The organism is Pseudomonas tremae, from assembly GCF_023278125.1.
GTDB lineage: Bacteria > Pseudomonadota > Gammaproteobacteria > Pseudomonadales > Pseudomonadaceae > Aquipseudomonas > Aquipseudomonas tremae.
The window spans coordinates 1,380,739-1,397,609 of record NZ_CP066270.1; the positions used below are offsets into that span (position 1 = coordinate 1,380,739).

At 58.8% G+C, this 16,871-nt stretch carries 9 protein-coding genes and 1 pseudogene; 6 read left to right on the forward strand and 4 right to left on the reverse strand.

Annotation, left to right across the window (positions count from 1 at the left end):
• Positions 1-46: 46 nt before the first annotated feature.
• Positions 47-1,334 (forward strand): annotated as a pseudogene (locus tag I9H09_RS06350) (EAL domain-containing response regulator).
• Here I9H09_RS06350 and I9H09_RS06355 read toward each other — a convergent pair.
• Positions 1,307-1,969: a response regulator gene (locus tag I9H09_RS06355; RefSeq protein ID WP_054991382.1), complete on the reverse strand. Its 663-nt coding sequence runs from the start codon at positions 1,967-1,969 to the stop codon at positions 1,307-1,309. The pseudogene I9H09_RS06350 and the gene I9H09_RS06355 overlap by 28 nt on opposite strands.
• A 285-nt stretch (positions 1,970-2,254) precedes the next feature.
• Between I9H09_RS06355 and I9H09_RS06360 the strand changes: the two genes are divergently transcribed.
• A complete protein-coding gene (locus tag I9H09_RS06360) occupies positions 2,255-2,551 on the forward strand; it encodes a DUF3509 domain-containing protein (RefSeq protein WP_005891711.1) in 297 nt (98 codons plus the stop codon).
• 170 nt (positions 2,552-2,721) lie between these two features.
• Here I9H09_RS06360 and I9H09_RS06365 read toward each other — a convergent pair whose 3' ends face one another.
• Positions 2,722-3,561 (reverse strand): TIGR02285 family protein, encoded by an 840-nt coding sequence (locus tag I9H09_RS06365; protein WP_055003940.1) that lies wholly within the window; start codon positions 3,559-3,561, stop codon positions 2,722-2,724.
• 347 nt (positions 3,562-3,908) lie between these two features.
• Between I9H09_RS06365 and I9H09_RS06370 the strand changes: the two genes are divergently transcribed.
• The 3 genes from I9H09_RS06370 (at position 3,909) to I9H09_RS06380 (ending at position 7,451) form a co-directional block, all read left to right on the forward strand.
• Positions 3,909-4,451 (forward strand): YaeQ family protein, encoded by a 543-nt coding sequence (locus I9H09_RS06370; protein ID WP_002554774.1) that lies wholly within the window; start codon positions 3,909-3,911, stop codon positions 4,449-4,451.
• A gap of 63 nt (positions 4,452-4,514) precedes the next feature.
• The gene (gene recJ, locus I9H09_RS06375; RefSeq protein WP_236502433.1) at positions 4,515-6,230 is read left to right on the forward strand and encodes a single-stranded-DNA-specific exonuclease RecJ; all 1,716 of its coding nucleotides are present in this window, start codon (positions 4,515-4,517) and stop codon (positions 6,228-6,230) included.
• Positions 6,231-6,344: 114 nt separating this feature from the next.
• A complete protein-coding gene (locus tag I9H09_RS06380; RefSeq protein ID WP_005891720.1) occupies positions 6,345-7,451 on the forward strand; it encodes an NADH:flavin oxidoreductase/NADH oxidase in 1,107 nt (368 codons plus the stop codon).
• 51 nt (positions 7,452-7,502) lie between these two features.
• Here the strand turns inward: I9H09_RS06380 and I9H09_RS06385 are convergent, their stop codons facing one another.
• Positions 7,503-9,590, reverse strand: coding sequence for a response regulator (locus I9H09_RS06385; RefSeq protein WP_122312478.1), 2,088 nt, complete (start codon positions 9,588-9,590; stop codon positions 7,503-7,505).
• 300 nt (positions 9,591-9,890) lie between these two features.
• Between I9H09_RS06385 and I9H09_RS06390 the strand changes: the two genes are divergently transcribed.
• Positions 9,891-10,628: a tellurite resistance TerB family protein gene (locus tag I9H09_RS06390; protein ID WP_024671798.1), complete on the forward strand. Its 738-nt coding sequence runs from the start codon at positions 9,891-9,893 to the stop codon at positions 10,626-10,628.
• A 59-nt stretch (positions 10,629-10,687) separates the two neighbouring features.
• On the opposite strand, the gene I9H09_RS06395 is transcribed toward I9H09_RS06390, so the two are convergent.
• A complete protein-coding gene (locus I9H09_RS06395) occupies positions 10,688-16,663 on the reverse strand; it encodes an NEL-type E3 ubiquitin ligase domain-containing protein (protein WP_122346346.1) in 5,976 nt (1,991 codons plus the stop codon).
• Positions 16,664-16,871: the final 208 nt, after the last annotated feature.

The following is a 16,871-nucleotide window of genomic DNA, read 5'->3' on the forward strand; positions in this document are numbered from 1 at the left end:
ATCAGTGTTCTGCTGTTCCGATGCTTTCAATCCCGTAGGCGTGACCGTGCATACACTCAAGGTTCTGATTCTCGAAGACCACCCGTTCCAGCTGATGGCCTTGCACCAGATGCTCAATGCCAATCAGGTCTTTGATGTGCTGGCCGCTGACAGCGTCGAAGCTGCGAAACAGTCATTGCACAGCCGCGGCCCTATCGACATCGCGATCTGCGACTTGCAGATGGAAGGGCCTGACGGTCTTGAACTGATCCGCTTTCTGGCTGAAAGCGGGCAGGCGAGGGCGCTGATCATCCTGAGTGTTTCCGCCACTTGCGTACTGGAGGGCGTTGCGCAACTGGCACTCAATCAAGGCATAAAGGTGCTGGGTTACTTGCAGAAACCCGCTTCAGCCGCCGCGCTGTGCGAATTGCTCAAGGCTTATGGGCCTGGTCGTGCCGAGTCGACGGTGCCTACGCCATCGCCTGCAAGCTGCGCTCCCGAAACTTTGTCTGCGCCAGAGCTGTTTGCCATGATAGGCCAGGACGCAGCCGGCGCAACCTCTGTGGCGGAGCAGTGGATTGCCTATTTTCAACCCAAGGTCAGCCTGCGCGGCGAATTGCTGGGGGTAGAAGCGCTGGTTCGCTGGCAGCACCCTGTGCATGGCCTGCTGGCCCCCGGGCGGTTCATGGCCACCATCGAAGCCAAAGGGCTGACCGCTGCGCTGACCTGGCGGGTGCTGGATCAGGCACTGCAATTATCTGCGCAAGTCCTGCGAGAGCAGGGTATGGCGTTGCCGGTCGCCGTCAACATCGACCCGCACGTGCTTCATCAAGCGGATTTCGCCGAGCAGATCATCCAGGCCCTTGCGCGTCATGGCATACCGGCAAGTGCCCTGACCCTCGAAATTCTCGAGCAGGATGCCGCCCGGCCTGAAAACTGGCAACTGGAGAGCCTGTTGAGGCTGTGCATGCAGGGCTGCAGGTTGTCCATTGATGACTTCGGCATGGGCGCATCGAATATCGAAAGGCTGCTGCAGCTGCCGTTTTCCGAGCTGAAAATCCCGACCGAGTTTGTGCGTGGCATGGCCGATGATGCGCGCAAGTCCGCTGTAGTTGCCGGGGCAATGCTCATGGCGCAACGCCTGTCCATGTCAGTGGTGGTTGAAGGCGTCGAGACGGTAGACGATTTTCACAGTGTGCTGGCGTTGGGCGACCCTGCCGTTCAGGGGTATTTCATTGCCCGTCCGATGCCGACGTCCGAGCTGTTGCACTGGATGGCCTCACGTGATGAAACGCGCCGACAGGCGGTGCTGGAGTGACTCCCGCAGTCAAGACATCCCGCTTTCCTGCAGGTAAATGAATAATGTTGCGTCGTTGGCCAGGCCGAGTTTGCGCATGGCTCCGATTTTCTGCGCACTGACCGTCTGTTTGCTGCGATTGAGCTGTGCGGCGATCTGGCCGACCGTATGACCGGCCGCAAGCAGGCGCAGCACTTCCAGCTCCTTGGGCGACAGGCGTTCGGACGGCCGCATTGGCTGAGGTCCATGCGGGTGTATTTCTCTCAGAACCCTGCGCACTGAATCGGAAACAAACACCTCACCGAGCCGCGCACTTTTGATCGCCATCGGCAGTTCCCCGGTCAGGCTGGCCTTGCTCAATAACCCTCGCACACCGATGTCGAGCATGGACTGAAACAACCCGCCGTTGCTCAACGTTGTCACCACAACCACGGGCAGCGCCGGAAAGTCCCGGCGGATGCGCTGCAGCAGGCGCAAGCCGTCGCTTTGCTGTTCGACGGGCATCATGAAATCAGTCACCAGCACATCACAGCGGTGCTGCGTCAGCGCCTGCAGCAGTTCATCCGGGTTATGGGCTTGAGCCACCACGTTCGCCAGGCCATGCCGTTCCAGTACTACCCGCAGACCAATGAGGAAAATAGGGTGGTCATCTGCCACGATGACGCGCAACGGGCGATCGGTTGAATCGCTCAAGGTGTGCCTCCGTCATAAATGGGCTGGACGTATTTCAGGTGATCCAGCTGTTTATAACAGGAGGGAAGGGCATGCACGCTACGTAGGACCTGTAGCGGAATTTTGTCGTCTTTTCCTACCTGTCCGGTTTCATACTTGGGGTGACTCGTTTTTTCCGTGTCACATTCAACAGGCATGCTCGAAATAACAAGCAGTGCCGTGATCGGCCGATAGAAAGAACTTTTTTCTATCAGCGATGGTCATTTGTTGGCACCTTTGCATTCAAACTGTTGAGTGGTGATCCGGATGGAAAATATCAGCTTACTGCTAAGCGAAGCGCTGGCGCCTTACCAAGCCACTATCGGGCCGGCGGGTTCTCGGGGCGAGCGTCTGGTGACTCTGGAAGATAAAGCGGGTGCCTGTGTGATCAAGCGTACATTCAGCGCCGATCAATTGAACGATAAACGTCAGCTCACCGACGTGGTGGATGGTCTGCGCCGAGACCTGATGGTCGCTGAAGGCCGTATCGAGCCTTGTGTCATTGCGGCCATGCGCAACCTTGCAACCAGCCGTGCCTTTGCCGGCGCCCGTTCATTCGCTTAACAGACGCTTAACGGCCTTCAACAGGCCCGGAACCTGACGGGTTCGCGGTAATCCTATCCATTATGCCAGCCTTGATCACTGTGCTCCGCTGATCAGGGGCTGGCGTACTGACCCAAGTGGTCATGTTTGCCCTGGCCAGACCCCCTCTGTCCGGGGTTTCTTTTGCCTGCTCAGTTCTTTTCCAGCAGCGCTTTTACCTCCTCCAGATAGCCAGCCCGCTGGGCGGGATCCAGCCATTGTGCGTAGAGCTTCATAAGGCTGGATTCACGCAATACACGCATTTCGTTATTGATCTTGGCGATGGCCTGCTCGCCTTCAGGTGACCGGCTGCAACTGATATAGATGAATTGGTAGGCCGGGTTTCCCTTGATCGGTATAAAACTCAGTTCTTCGGGCAATATGCCTTGTTGCATGGCTTGATAACGAGCTTCCGGCCAGAAGCTGATAAACGCCTGCAGACGCCCGAGACGTTCCATTTGCAGGAGGCTGCCGATGGCGTCGTTGCCATAGTGCGGGATCAGCGTGTCTTCATCGACTGTGCGCAGAGTATGGTCGATCAGCTCACCGTAGCTGCGTTCTGCAACCACCCCCAGCCTGATTGCGTGGCTGTCCATCAGCGCCACAAAGTCGATTTTTCCGTCTTCCATGAAAGGGGCAAACGTCTCCACGTCCTCTTTGCGCACGATCAGGCCGCTGCTCATGATGGCAACAATGGGGATGGAAAACAGCAGGGTCCTGGCGCGTTCCTCGGTCCACAACATGGTCGGGTCGCAGCTCAGAGAGGTCGCGTCATTCAGCATCTGCAGGCCCCTGGCACGATTGACCCGCATCAGCACATGGTCGTATTCGGGCATTCTTGCGGTCAGTAATGGCATGAGCTGATCGATCGCTCCCTGCCCGCGCATCGTTCCGGAGAAGATCGTCGACGGGGGTATGTCGCGCATCAGCCAAGTCAGCGTTTCTCGTGCCTGACAGACACCCGACAGGGTCGTCAGCGCAATGACGAGCATCAATCGAGCCGCTGTACAGTGCGAGGCAGGAAGGGGCATTCGCGGGTGTCATCCTCGAAAAAGGGTCAACAATCTGAGTGGGGTGGCAGGTCTTTGAATGGCGCGGCACCAGTGGCGTCACATTCAAGCACCCAAAGCCGTCTTCAGGCTGGCAGCCTGACGTGTCCGCAGAGACTGTTGCAAAGTATCAAGATGTATCAGGATTTTGTTTCAGACTATCGTTTTTTTGATGTGCCGCAAATCAGTGAAGCACGGCCCGGACTTTGGTGCCTGCGCGAGCAAATTCCTTCGCGGGGCGCGCATCGGTTAGACTTGCGGTCTTCCCTCCAGACTCTAGAAGCCCGTTCATGGCCCAGCCGTCCACGACCTACAAATTCGAACTCAACCTGACAGACCTCGACCGCGGGGTTTACGAAAGCGTCAAGCAGACCATCGCCCGGCACCCATCGGAGACCGAAGAACGCATGACCGTGCGTCTGCTGGCCTACGCCTTCTGGTACAACGAGCAGCTGTCGTTCGGTCGTGGTCTGTCCGATGTGGACGAGCCGGCACTCTGGGAAAAGAGCCTGGATGATCGCGTCCTGCACTGGATCGAAGTGGGGCAGCCTGACGCCGACCGCCTGACCTGGTGTTCGCGGCGTACCGAGCGCACCAGCCTGCTTGCCTACGGCAGCCTGCGCGTCTGGGAAGGCAAGGTCATCCCGGCGATCAAGAACCTGAAAAACGTCAACATCGCAGCAGTCCCGCAGGACGTACTGGAAGTGCTGGCCAAAGACATGCCGCGGGTCATCAAGTGGGATGTGATGATCAGTGAAGGTACTGTGTTCGTTACCGATGACCGTGGCCAGCATGAAGTCCAGTTGCAGTGGCTTGCCGGCGAGCGTGGTTGACCGCAGCCTGCCTGTATCGAACGTATTGTCCATCGACACCCTGAAGAGAATCAGCTGACCCGCATGCGCATTGAACCCCGTCTGTTGCCCGACACCTTGCCGTTTCTCGGTGACCTGCCGCCCTTGCTCACTCGTCTGTACGCCTCCAGAGGCGTGTCCTGCGAGGCAGAGCTGGACAAGAGTCTGGCGCGACTGATCCCCTATCAACAGCTCAAGGGCATCGATGCAGCGGTCGATCTGCTGGTGACCGCACTGCGTGAAGGCCAGCGGATGCTGATCGTCGGCGACTTCGATGCCGACGGCGCTACCGCCAGCACCGTGGGTGTTCTGGGCCTGCGCCTGTTGGGGGCTGCGCATGTTGATTATCTGGTGCCCAACCGGTTCGAGTACGGCTATGGGCTGACGCCGGAAATCGTCGAGGTCGCATTGCAGCGCGAGCCACAGCTGCTGATCACGGTCGATAACGGCATCTCCAGCGTCGAAGGCGTGGCGGCAGCCAAGGCGGCAGGGTTGCAGGTTCTGGTCACCGATCACCATTTACCCGGCCATGAGCTTCCAGCGGCGGACGCCATCGTCAATCCCAATCAGCCAGGCTGTACCTTTCCCAGCAAATCGCTGGCAGGGGTCGGGGTGATTTTCTATGTACTGATGGCCTTGCGCGCGCGGCTGCGTGAAACCGGCTGGTTCGATAGCAATCAGCGTGCCCAGCCTAATCTGGGCGAACTGCTTGATCTGGTCGCGCTGGGAAGTGTGGCCGACGTGGTTCCTCTGGATGCCAACAACCGCATTCTGGTGCATCAGGGCTTGATGCGTATCCGGGCCGGGCGCGCACGTCCGGGCTTGCGCGCGATTCTCGAAGTCGCACGGCGCGAGCCTGCGCGCATCACCTCGACCGATCTGGGGTTCATTATCGGCCCGCGCCTGAACGCAGCAGGGCGCCTGGACGACATGAGCCTGGGCATTGAATGCCTGCTTTGCGACGACCCGACGCTGGCGCGGGAAAAGGCCGTGCGGCTGGATGAACTGAATCAGAACCGCAAGTCCATCGAGCAGGGCATGCAGCGCGAGGCGCTCGCCCAGCTCAAGGATCTGCCGCTTGAATCGATGCCGTTTGGCCTGTGTCTGTTCGATGCCGAGTGGCATCAGGGTGTCATCGGCATTCTGGCCTCGCGTCTCAAAGAGCGTTACCACCGACCGAGCATTGCCTTCGCGAGTGCGGGCGAGGGCGTCCTAAAGGGCTCTGCGCGTTCGGTGCCGGGCTTTCATATCCGCGATGCGCTGGACGCTGTGGCAGCGCGTCATCCGCAACTGATCAGCAAGTTCGGCGGGCACGCGATGGCGGCCGGTCTGTCGCTGCCTGAGGAGCACTTCCCGGCGTTTGCCGAGGCGTTCGACCAGGAAGTGCGTCGCCAGCTTGAAGAGCAGGACCTGACCGGGCGCTTGCTGTCCGATGGCTCGCTGGCTGTCGAAGAGTTTCATCTGGAACTGGCCCACGCACTGCGCAATGGCGGCCCCTGGGGGCAGCATTTCCCCGAGCCGTTGTTCCACGGCGTGTTTCAGCTGGTCGAGCAACGGGTCGTGGGCGAACGCCATTTGAAGATGGTGCTCAAGACCGAATGCGGCAGCGTGAAGCTGGATGGCATTGCGTTTGGCGTGGACCGCGACATCTGGCCCAACCCCAATATTCGCTGGATAGAACTGGCCTACAAGCTCGACCTCAACGAGTTTCGCGGCAACGAAACCGTACAGCTGATGGTGGTGCATCTCGCACCACGCTGACAATCAGCAGGAACCGCTCTCGCTGCCGGGTTGTCGACAACAGACGGTCCAGTGGAATCTGTTGCCTGTATGAACAGAGCCTGGACTCCCGGATTTTCAACACGAGAGGTCACCATGAGCCTGCTGCTAGAACCCTACACCCTGCGCCAACTGACCCTTCGCAACCGCATTGCCGTGTCGCCTATGTGCCAATACTCCAGTGTTGACGGCCTGGCCAATGACTGGCATCTGGTCCATCTTGGCAGCCGCGCCGTTGGCGGTGCCGGACTGGTCATCAGCGAAGCAATGGCGGTTACGCCTGAAGGTCGCATCACTCCCGAAGACCTCGGTCTGTGGAACGATGAGCAGATCGAACCGCTGCAACGCATTACTCGCTTCATCAATGCCCAAGGCGCCGTCGCGGGCATTCAACTTTCCCATGCCGGGCGCAAGGCCAGTACCTGGCGTCCGTGGCTGGGCAAGCATGGCAATGTGCCTTTGACTGAGGGCGGCTGGACGCCGGTCGGTCCGTCGGCGATTGCTTTTGATCCGCAGCACACCGCGCCTGTGCAACTGAGCGAAACGCAGATTCAGGAGCTGATCAAGGCCTTTGTCGATTCCGCACGTCGCGCGCTGACGGCAGGCTTCAAAGTGGTCGAAATTCACGCCGCGCACGGTTACCTCCTGCATCAGTTTCTCTCGCCAATCAGCAATCAGCGCACCGATCAATACGGCGGATCTTTCGAGAACCGCATTCGCCTGACGCTGCAAGTCACCGAAGCGGTGCGTGCCGTGTGGCCCGCAGAGCTGCCGCTGTTCGTTCGCGTGTCCGCTACCGATTGGGTGGAAGATGGCTGGAACGCCGATGAAACCGTCGAACTGGCTCGTCGACTGAAAGCGCTGGGCACCGACTTGATCGACGTGTCTTCAGGTGGTACTTCCGCCAACGCCGAAATTCCGGTAGGCCCCGGCTATCAGACCCGATTTGCCGAGCGGGTTCGCAAGGAGTCCGGGATCGCCAGCGGTACTGTGGGGATGATCACCGATCCGGCTCAGGCAGAGCATATTTTGCGTACCGGACAGGCCGATATCATTCTGTTGGCCCGTGAGCTGCTGCGTGATCCGTACTGGCCATTGCGTGCCGATGAAGATCTGGGCGGACGCCTGGCAACCTGGCCTGCGCAGTACCAGCGCGCCACGCATCGTGACCAGCCGATTCATGAGTCTGATCTGCGCGATTGATTGCTGATCAGGGCATTGAATGAAATGAGCGCCATATGGCGCTCATTTTTTTCACTCACCTTCCAGCAGTTCGGTTACTCGGCTGATCAATTCAGCGATGGCGAACGGTTTTGGCAGCACATGCATGCCGGGCTCCAGCGTGTCGTGTGCCAGCGCGGCGTTTTCTGCGTAGCCGGTCACGAACAGGATTTTCAGATCGGGCCTCACTTCCCGTGCAGCGTCTGCGACCTGACGACCATTCATGCCGCCTGGCAGGCCAACATCGGTCACCAGCAAGTCGATGGCGGTTTTTGATTGCAGGATGCCCAGCGCATCAGCGCCGCGCTCGGCCTGCAATACCGCATAGCCCAGGTCTTCAAGCAGTTCGACAATCAGCAGTCGGACGGCGGGTTCGTCGTCGACGACCAGAATCGTCTCGTCGCCGGTATTTTGCATCGGCACTTGCAGCAGTGAATCTTCCAGCGCAGGGGTTTGGGCCTCACCTTCGTGTATCGGCAGCAAAATGCAGACGCTCGAGCCGTCTCCGACTTTCGAGGTGATGCTGACACCGCCACCTGATTGCCGCGCAAAACCATAGATCATTGACAGGCCGAGGCCTGTGCCCATGCCCAGTGGCTTGGTAGTAAAGAACGGATCGAAGGCCCGCCCGATGACGTCTTCCTCCATGCCGCTGCCCGTGTCACTGACTGACAATTCCACGTAGCGCCCCACAGGCAGCCCGTGTTTCGCGGCTTCCGCAGCATTCAGGTTGCGATTGCCGGTTCGAATCAGCAACTGCCCGCCATCGGGCATGGCGTCCTTGGCGTTGATGCACAGGTTGAGTAGCGAGTTTTCCAGTTGGTGCGGGTCTACCAGGGTTGACCACAGGCCTTGCGAAGGCTTGACCTGCATATCGATGCCGGGGCCTACGGTTCGTCTGATCAGCTCGTCCATGCCGGCCACCAACCGGTCGATGTCGATGGCAACCGGGGCCAGTGTCTGCCTGCGTGAAAACGCCAGCAACCGATGGGTCAGTGACGCGGCGCGTCTTGAACCTTCCAGGGCGGCGTTGATATAGCGATCCAGCTCGGTGAAGCGCTCTTGCCGTATTCTCGACAGCAGCAGCTCCATGTTGCCCGTCACGCCCATCAGCATGTTGTTGAAGTCATGTGCCAGGCCGCCGGTCAGTTGTCCGACCGCCTCCATTTTCTGAGACTGGATCAGTGTTTCCTGTGCGACGCGCAGGGCTTCGATGCGATCCTTTTCATGGGTCAGGTGCTTGCCCAGCGCAAAAATGATTCCGTTGCCTGGTGCAGCGGTCCAGCCGAACCAGCGATATGTCCCGTCAACGTGCTGATAGCGGTTTTCAAACAGCGGCAGGACATGGCTTGCAGCGTGGGTCAGCGCATGTTCTGTATTACTGACGTCGTCCGGGTGGAGCAGGGTCAGGATCGAGCTGCCCAGCAGCTCGTCTTCCGTACGACCGAGGATCGCGTTCCAGGCAGGGTTCACTCTCAGGAAAATGCCGTTGAAATCGAGAATTGCCAGCGGGTCGGGAGACATTTCCCAGAACGTGTCCAGTTCGAGCGTACGTTGCTCCAGCGTAGCTGCCTGGCGTTTTTCCAGAGTGATCAGTTCGTCGATCAGGTCCAGGCGTTTGCGTTCGCTTTCCTGCAGGGCCCGTTGATTGAGAACCAGATTGGTGGTTTCGTTGGTGATGCAAAACATACCGACGGTTATGCCGTGTTCGTCTATCACCGGCGAAAAGGAAAATGTCCACCACGTTTGCTCTGGCGCTCCGTAGCGCGCCATGCTCAGCGGCAGATCCTTGAAGTGGCATGCCTTGCCTTCCAGTGCATCTATCACCAGCGGGGCTACCTGATCCCAGACGTCAGCCCACAGGTCCGGGATAAGCGCGCCGATTGCGTCATCCTTGCGCGGGCCGAGGATCGGGGTGTAGGCGTCGTTGTGGAAAAACACCAGGTCTGGCCCCCAGAGCAGGTACATCGACTCTGGCGAATTAAGAATAAGGTTCAGGGTATTTTTCAGTGACGCAGGCCAGCGCTCGATCGGCCCGAGTGATGTTCGGCTCCAGTCTTTCGAGCGAATGGTCTCAGCCGCCTTGCTGTCACTTGCCGGGAAACTTATGGGGGAAATCAACTCAGGCAAGCTCCTCGCGGCTGCATTTTACTGCAAGGCATTCGAATGACATGTTTTAGCGTACTAATCAATTCAAATCGATGCATTATTACTGTTGGCGTTTTTCCAAGCGCACATTATTGACCCTGCCCGGCAGGCCGGGGTTGCACGCATTTAGCAGAATAAGTTGAACGAGCGGATGAGCGGATGTTGCCCGCAGCAGCCGTAACATTCGGAAGCACACCAGGGAGAGGGGGCGGGGGACTTCTGGTTAACCTGCGGGTCAATAAATCATCTGACAACCGCCATCGGAGGTTTCTTGTGAATACGCGTGGTTTACTCGATCAACTGCTCAAGTCCGGGCAGAGCATGTTACAGGACAAGACAAGTGGCAAATCCGGCAAGTCGTCTTCGGGAGGCGATGCGCTCATGAATGGCCTGGGCAGTTTGCTTGGCGGCGGTCAGGGCAAAGGGCAGGGCGGGCTGGGAAGTCTTCTGTCCGGTGCTGGTGGCGGCGCACTGGCCGCTGGAGCGATGGGGCTGCTCAAGGGCAAACGGTCGCGTGGCATGGGTGGCAAGGTGCTGACCTACGGCGGGCTGGCAGCGTTGGGTGTGCTGGCCTACAAGGCATATAACAACTGGCAGGCCAGCCAGGGTGTTGCTGGCCAGCGTGAACCGCAGACCATCGATCGTCTGCCTGAGGCTGAGGCCGAGCAGCACAGTCAAGCCATCCTGCGAGCGCTGGTTGCCGCTGCCAAAGCTGACGGTCACGTCGATGAACGCGAGCGTGAGCTTATTGAGGGCGAGTTCAGCAAACTGGGTACTGATCAGGAACTGCAGCATTGGCTTGAGGCAGAATTGAAAAAGCCTCTGGACCCGGCTGATGTGGCACGTGCCGCAAGCACACCGGAAATGGCTGCCGAAATGTACATCGCCAGCGTGATGCTGGTGGATGATGAGCAATTCATGGAGCGCGCCTACCTCGACGAACTGGCGCGTCAGTTGAAGCTTGAGCCCGGGCTCAAGGCCGAGCTGGAAGGGCAGGTCAGAAACGCCTAGCAGCCCGCCTTTGGCAACGAGCCGACTGATACCTGCAACGGTATCAGCCGGCCCTCTGATCAACTGTTTTCCAGTCCCTCGGCGTTGGTCAGTTCTCTGATCAGCGCTGCTTGCTGATCCTTGAAGTGCGCCTCGAACTCTCGAATCCTCCCCTCATATTCCTCGCTGTCCAGAGTAATGTTGCGCTGTTCGAACTCATCGGTCAGTCGTGTCAGCCCGGTTCTGTAGATTTGCTCGAGTGCGTCGAATCTTCCCCTGTATGTTTCTCGCAGGTAGCCGACCCAATAATCCTGTTGCGCAGCAAAGTCGAGAAAGGGTGCGCCTTGTTCCCCGGACTGCACGCGCAGCAGCGCAGTGTCCAGTTCCCCTGGCTGAATAGCAGCATGGGCTTCGAAAAGCATGCCTTCAGGCGGCACAGGCAAGTCCAGTGCGCTTGCCCAACGCGTGCGGTACGCCAGACGCACTTCGGCTTCGTCTCTGCCGCCAGCCTGTTCGCGCGCTGCCGCATCCAGCTCCGACAGACGATAAAGCCGGGTAGTGAGGCGGTAGAGTGAAGCACCGCGCTGTTCAGGCACGATGTCCTGGACTGTCTGGCGAGTGAACACCAGAACTTCCATCTGATTGAACTCCAGCAGGATGCCGTCCGGGCACGTGTGGTTGCTGCGGAACAGTCTGAGCGGCTCTTCTGCAATTGCGTTGAGTGTCATGCGCAGTGGCGGGTCTTGATTCACGGTGTACAGCACTCGCCAGACACGTTCCTGCAATGCGGCTCGACTGGCAGTATTACGATAATCGGCGCTGTGGCGCAGCGAGCTGATCAGCTCCAGCAGGTTGCCGGTGTGTTCCCCGGCTTCAAGCTGTTCCCATATCTGTCGGCGCTCGCCGTTCAACGGGCTGGAATCATCCAGCCAGGGCTCCACGGTGACTGGATCCGGAGTGGAAGAGCGACTTGCACTGGACATGTAGTCTGACAGCGAGCCGTCGGAATCCTCGTCTTGCGCCCATTCCATCGTGCTTAGTTCAGGCGGCACGTCCATGTCAAAGGTGTAAGCGTTCCCGTAACGCTCTGACAGCAGTGCGCTACGTATGGTTGTTTCGGAGAGCGGATTGTTCAGCAGGCTGATTTCCATATGAGACTGGCTTTCAGGATTGGCAAGAACGTGATCCGGCAGTTCGCTGAGCATATTGCCTTCCAGCAGCAGCGTCCTCAGCGGCCCAGGCACGAGGTCATTCAGCCAGACTGGCCATTCGCTCATTCCGACACTGTTCAACGACAGCCAGGCCAGAGCATTGTCTCGCAGGCCTGCCACGCTGTTGATGGCCCCCAGCCGATTGTTATCCAGTTCCAGTCGCTCAAGGGTCGGAATGCGACTTAGGAAATCGATATGGTGTTGACCGATCAACATCCCTTGGTCGTTGAGGATCAGCGAGCGCAGGAATCTGAGTTCCAGCAGTGCTTGTGGCAGTTGGACCAGCGGTACGACATGCCCATTCATTTCCAGCGAACTGAGTTCAGTCAATGGGCGCAGCAACTGGTCGAGATCAGACACCGTCCCGGTGATTCTGCTCAGGTGCAAGTGGCGCACCTGGCGATAGAAAAACTCCGGCAGGTTTCTCGGGAAATGGGCCAATGCGATGTCGGCAAGACGCAGCGGCGTGTGGATCTGCCCCAGGCTGAAAGTTCGCCAGTGGTCAATCAGTACCGAGCCGATCTGGCGTCTTGCCCCGATGGTCTGCTCACTGGGAATGGCCAGCGAGCTTGATGCATGGACCCACTGATCGAGCGCTACGGACAGTTCGGCGCCCTGCAGCAACTGCATGTTGACAGCCGCCTGTATGGCAAGGGGGGTGTCCATGACAAACCGGAACGAGCGGTCGGCTACCGACTCGGTAATGCGTGCCTGTATCGCGGAATTCCGGGAAAGGCTGTTGCCGCGTAGATCGATCAATGTCTGGCGACCAGTACCGGGCGGATTTTCAAGAATCCGGCCCGGAAGCTCTGTCAGGTTGTTTTGCGCCACCGAGAGTTCGCGCACGTTGTTCGGGAGCAGATCTGTCAGCCATGAAGGCCAGCGGTGCATACCGACCCGCTCCAGCACCAGTCGATCCAGATGCAGCCAGTTCAGGTCCATTGGCAGCACGCAGACTATTCGATTGCCGCTGAGGTCGAGCATTCTGAGATCAGTCATGCTGCGAAAGTGGTTCATCTGCGTCTGGTCCAGAAATATGCTCTGGTTGATCAGCCCAAGCTCGGTCAACTGCGGCAGCATGCTGGACACCCAATAGGGCAGGTTGAGAAAGACCGACGACTGCGGATCCAGACCGGCGGCGGGTTCGCTGATCAGGTGCAGTGAACGCATATTGGGGAAACGTTGCAGGAAATGCCCCAGCTCGAAACTGTTGGTCAACTGGCGAGGCAGGCTCACCTCTGCGGATTGCGCAACTGCAGTACCCGGCTGAACCCTTGCTTCGATCGAGATATTCTCCAGGTGCAGCCCAGTGACGCGGGCATGGACAAAGTCCGGCAGATACCGGGGGAAATCGGTCAGGGACACATACTGCAGACGCAGCGGCTCGAAAGTGCGTCCGATCTCGGGCAGATTGTTAAGGCGCCAATGGTTCCAGATGGCGTCGCTGATACGCTCTCGACTGTCTATGTGCGCCTGACTCATGGGCGGCAACGTGATGATTTCATCTGTCCAGGCGATAAGGCTTGCCCGCAAATCCAGTTGCTCGCTCAGCAGAGTATTGAGTCGCTGGTCGATTTCTCTGTTATTCCAACCGGTATGACGCAGGCGGCTGAGAATGTCCTCCGGGAACACGTCCTCCAGCTCCAGTGTGCGGATCTTGTCCAGCAGGCTTTCGTCGGTTATGTGCCAGTCGGTCTCGCTGCGACCACTCAACGGATAGCCCACCCGACCGTCAGCCAGGCGCATGGGTGACCTGGAACCTGGTTTGATGGCCTGCATGTTCAGCAATTTGGCGAGCTCCTGGCGCGGCAGGGGATTGTCCTGAATGAGCGTCGCCAGCTCCAGTTTCTGGCCGGTATGGGTAAAGCCCAGCTGCATGCACTCAGCGTCCGGCAGTGCATGAAGCACAGAAGAATACATATCATCCAGACCCTGCAGATGATGGTCTTCAGCATCGCGGGCCTGATATAGGTCGCCGTCTTTTATCAGCACCCTGCGAATCGGCGCGTCCTGCGGGCCAATGCTGTCGACCAGCGTGCCGCCGAAAAAGCGGTTATGCACCTCGAGCCTGATTTGTGGCGGCCACTGTGGCAAGGCTTCAAGACTGTGCAGAACAAGGCGGTCGGTATCGGCACTGGACACGGAGGTCAGATAAAGCCCTTCATAAGCTCGCGCCAGCCTGACGTGCTGCAGATACACGCTGGCCTCTTCGGCAATTCGCAAGGGTACGCGACGCTCCGTTGTCAGTTGGGTCAGCTCCGTCGGCGTTGCGTGGCGGGTCAGTTCGTACACCACAGCAGTTGGCAGCCCGGGAAACGCCTTGTGCAGGGTTTGCGCGCTGTCTGCCTCAGCGACGGCAAGCGCACGGTAGTGTGATTCGAACAGCCAGGCTCTGGTCGCGCGGGCACGGGCTGTCAGTAGCGCCCGCAATGTGGTCACTCGCGCTGACATACCCGGTTGGCCGGCCCCGAACTCTTCGTCGAGCAGAGTGCCAATTTCACTGTTGCTCAACTTTTCCAGAACCTGGCGCAGGGCATCCTGGCGCAGGGCGTCAGGCTGGTCGACACGTACCGTGATGCTGTCGCGAGTAACAGCCTCCTGCGTTGGCGGGAACGTTTGAATAGGCGCGCCCTGGGCATCCACCAGCGTCAGCGCCCGGTTGTTCGGCCAGCGAGGATCCTGGCTCAGCAGTTCAAGTTGCAGAGGGGTTGAAGCGCTTGCATCGTTTGCTGCCATCTGCTCGATGAACCGATCGATTTGCTGGTCCAGCCTGAAACGCAGCGCGGTGTCCTCAAGCAGTGCAGGCGGGCGGGCCTGATCAGTCAGCGCCTGACGCAAAACTGATTCGGGCGAGTTGCTGACGCTCAGCAGATGCCTGGCTGTGGTGTCGGAAAATACCTCACTGGAATACCCCAGCCGGCGAAACAGCGTCAGACCCTCCATTTGCAGTGGGCGATCCAGCTCGTGCAGCCAGGCACCTGCGCCGTTGTGCCGCAAGGCTGGCTGGTAGCTGTCCGGGCGGGTGGGGTGCGTCATCCGGTAGCCATCGCCGCTCTTGCCGGGCTCTATGGCATAGGTTTTCCCTTCGAGCGCCAGCCACTGCCTGCCTTGCCATGTATACAGGCCAGTAGCGTCTGGCTGCAGACCGCCTGGCAGCACGATGTCATGGGCGAAGGGGGCGAGGTCGGGCTTCCACAGGCGTGTCGCGCCGTCCGGCAGTTCCACGGCTTTCAAGCCCCTGACGAACTCGGGCACTTGCAGCGCAGGTATGCCGGCCCCTGCGATCGTCGCAGCGCCGAGCGCGGACATCAGGGCGATGTTCTCCACCACGTCGAACAGATAAGCGAAGGCCTGCTGTTTTTCATCCTTCGCCCAGCTTTCTGCGCCCTCGTAAACTTCATGGATCAGTTGCGCAGCCGTCACCGCCAGCATCAGCTCGCCCAGGACCGGAACCACAAAGCTTGCGATGTTCAAGACGTCCAGCGCTTTGCTCTTGAAGTACTGCACCCGTTCATCGAACGTCTTCTGATCCTGATCCGCCGTAGGCACCCCCTGAAACAAGGCGTCGTCACGCAGTACGGCCTGTTTGCGATCGTACAGTTCGTCCAGCAACGGGCCGCTCAGCGGGGTTTCCCTCAGGTGCAGCCTGGCGTTTCGATCTTCTTCACGCTCCAGCCACTGGCGCTCGAAAATGCTGCCTTTCGTGACCTTGGGGTGCAGACGTTCTAACAGCTGTTCAAGCACTCTATTGCGGTGGCGTGCCGGAATGAAACGCTTGAAGAAGTTCAGATACCCTTTGACGAACATTCGCTCGCGCAGCGAGTTCATGAAGACTTCGACCGAGTCATATTCTTTAAGCGGTGCAATGGGATCGTCAGGCAGATAAACGACAATTTTTTCCAGCCCGGTTGCGATGTTCCGGTTCTTGCCGAAGACGAAGGGGCCGTTAAGCTCTATATCCCCCAGGCACAATACGCTGCAGTTTAACGGCGTGTTATCGAGCAGGGCGCCTTGCCTGCCCGCAAGCGTTTCCAGTAACGCAACCTTCAACGGTTCACTGACCAGTTCCTGAAGCGTTGCGATCTGCAGTTGCAGCCGGATGGAGGAAGACTCCAGTTGCATGAAGTCCTTGCGCAGTCTCGAGGCAGCCGAGTCCGAAGTTTCATCTGGCGTCGAGGGTGCGCTGAAGACGGATTTGATATGCGTCTGATACCTGCCGCCCAGGTCCAGTTCGCGGCACAGTGCTGCAAACTCTGTGGGAGAAACAGGCAAAGGCTTGCCCTCGATGTAGTTGCCTGTGATTTCGCAAGACGAAAACACTTCGGCCCTGGTGCCAGTATCCGGGTCCATCGCTCCAGGGACTGTTTCCCACGCCTCGAAGTTCTGCAGAGCGGCGTTGAGCAAGGTCTGCCTTGCAGCTCTCAGGGCCGTATTGGCCTCGGTCATCGGGTCTTTGGAGGCCGACGCGAACGACTGATCGACCTTTGCACGACTGGCGTGAAACAGCCAGGTATCGGTAACGTCAACATCCAGACCGAACCGTTCCTTGATTGCCTCCGTCAGCAGGGGCCTGGCAAAGTCTTCAAGGGTAGAAAGACCGTCGAGTGTCGGACGGACTTTCTGTTCGGTGCGGCGCTGTTCTGCGTAGAGTCGCTGCAGTTCGTCGAGCCGTTCGGGACTGGACGTACGGGCGTTCGTCAGCCATTGCGGTGAACGCCCGGAAGACCGGCGTAACGTTGCGTGGACAGCCGGTCCGGCCTCAAGCAGCCACTCGGGTGTCTTGTCTTTTATATGCTGCACATGAGAGTTTGTCGGAGCAGCGTCCGACAGTAATGAATCGAGCATCGAAGTGCCTTGTCATGAATGAGGAGGCGACGAAGCTTACGTTTGTGTTTGACCCCGCAAGTGCTAACTATTTATGTGTTTTGATTATTCGTTGCACGTGGCGCTCAAGTAGTGCGCAGCGTTGCCGAAAATATTTGAAGGGTGTGATTAAACCGCCTGACGAGTTGATTCCCGTCTCGCCCGCCCGGCCTCTGGAGGCTGGGCTATA

What these genes read in the sequence shown, in the direction of transcription:
- I9H09_RS06360 (WP_005891711.1), top strand. Translation starts at nt 2,255, where the DNA reads ATGGAAAATATCAGCTTACTGCTAAGCGAAGCGCTGGCGCCTTACCAA.
- I9H09_RS06365 (WP_055003940.1), bottom strand. Translation starts at nt 3,561, where the DNA reads ATGCTCGTCATTGCGCTGACGACCCTGTCGGGTGTCTGTCAGGCACGA.
- I9H09_RS06370 (WP_002554774.1), top strand. Translation starts at nt 3,909, where the DNA reads ATGGCCCAGCCGTCCACGACCTACAAATTCGAACTCAACCTGACAGAC.
- recJ (WP_236502433.1), top strand. Translation starts at nt 4,515, where the DNA reads ATGCGCATTGAACCCCGTCTGTTGCCCGACACCTTGCCGTTTCTCGGT.
- I9H09_RS06380 (WP_005891720.1), top strand. Translation starts at nt 6,345, where the DNA reads ATGAGCCTGCTGCTAGAACCCTACACCCTGCGCCAACTGACCCTTCGC.
- I9H09_RS06395 (WP_122346346.1), bottom strand. Translation starts at nt 16,663, where the DNA reads ATGCTCGATTCATTACTGTCGGACGCTGCTCCGACAAACTCTCATGTG.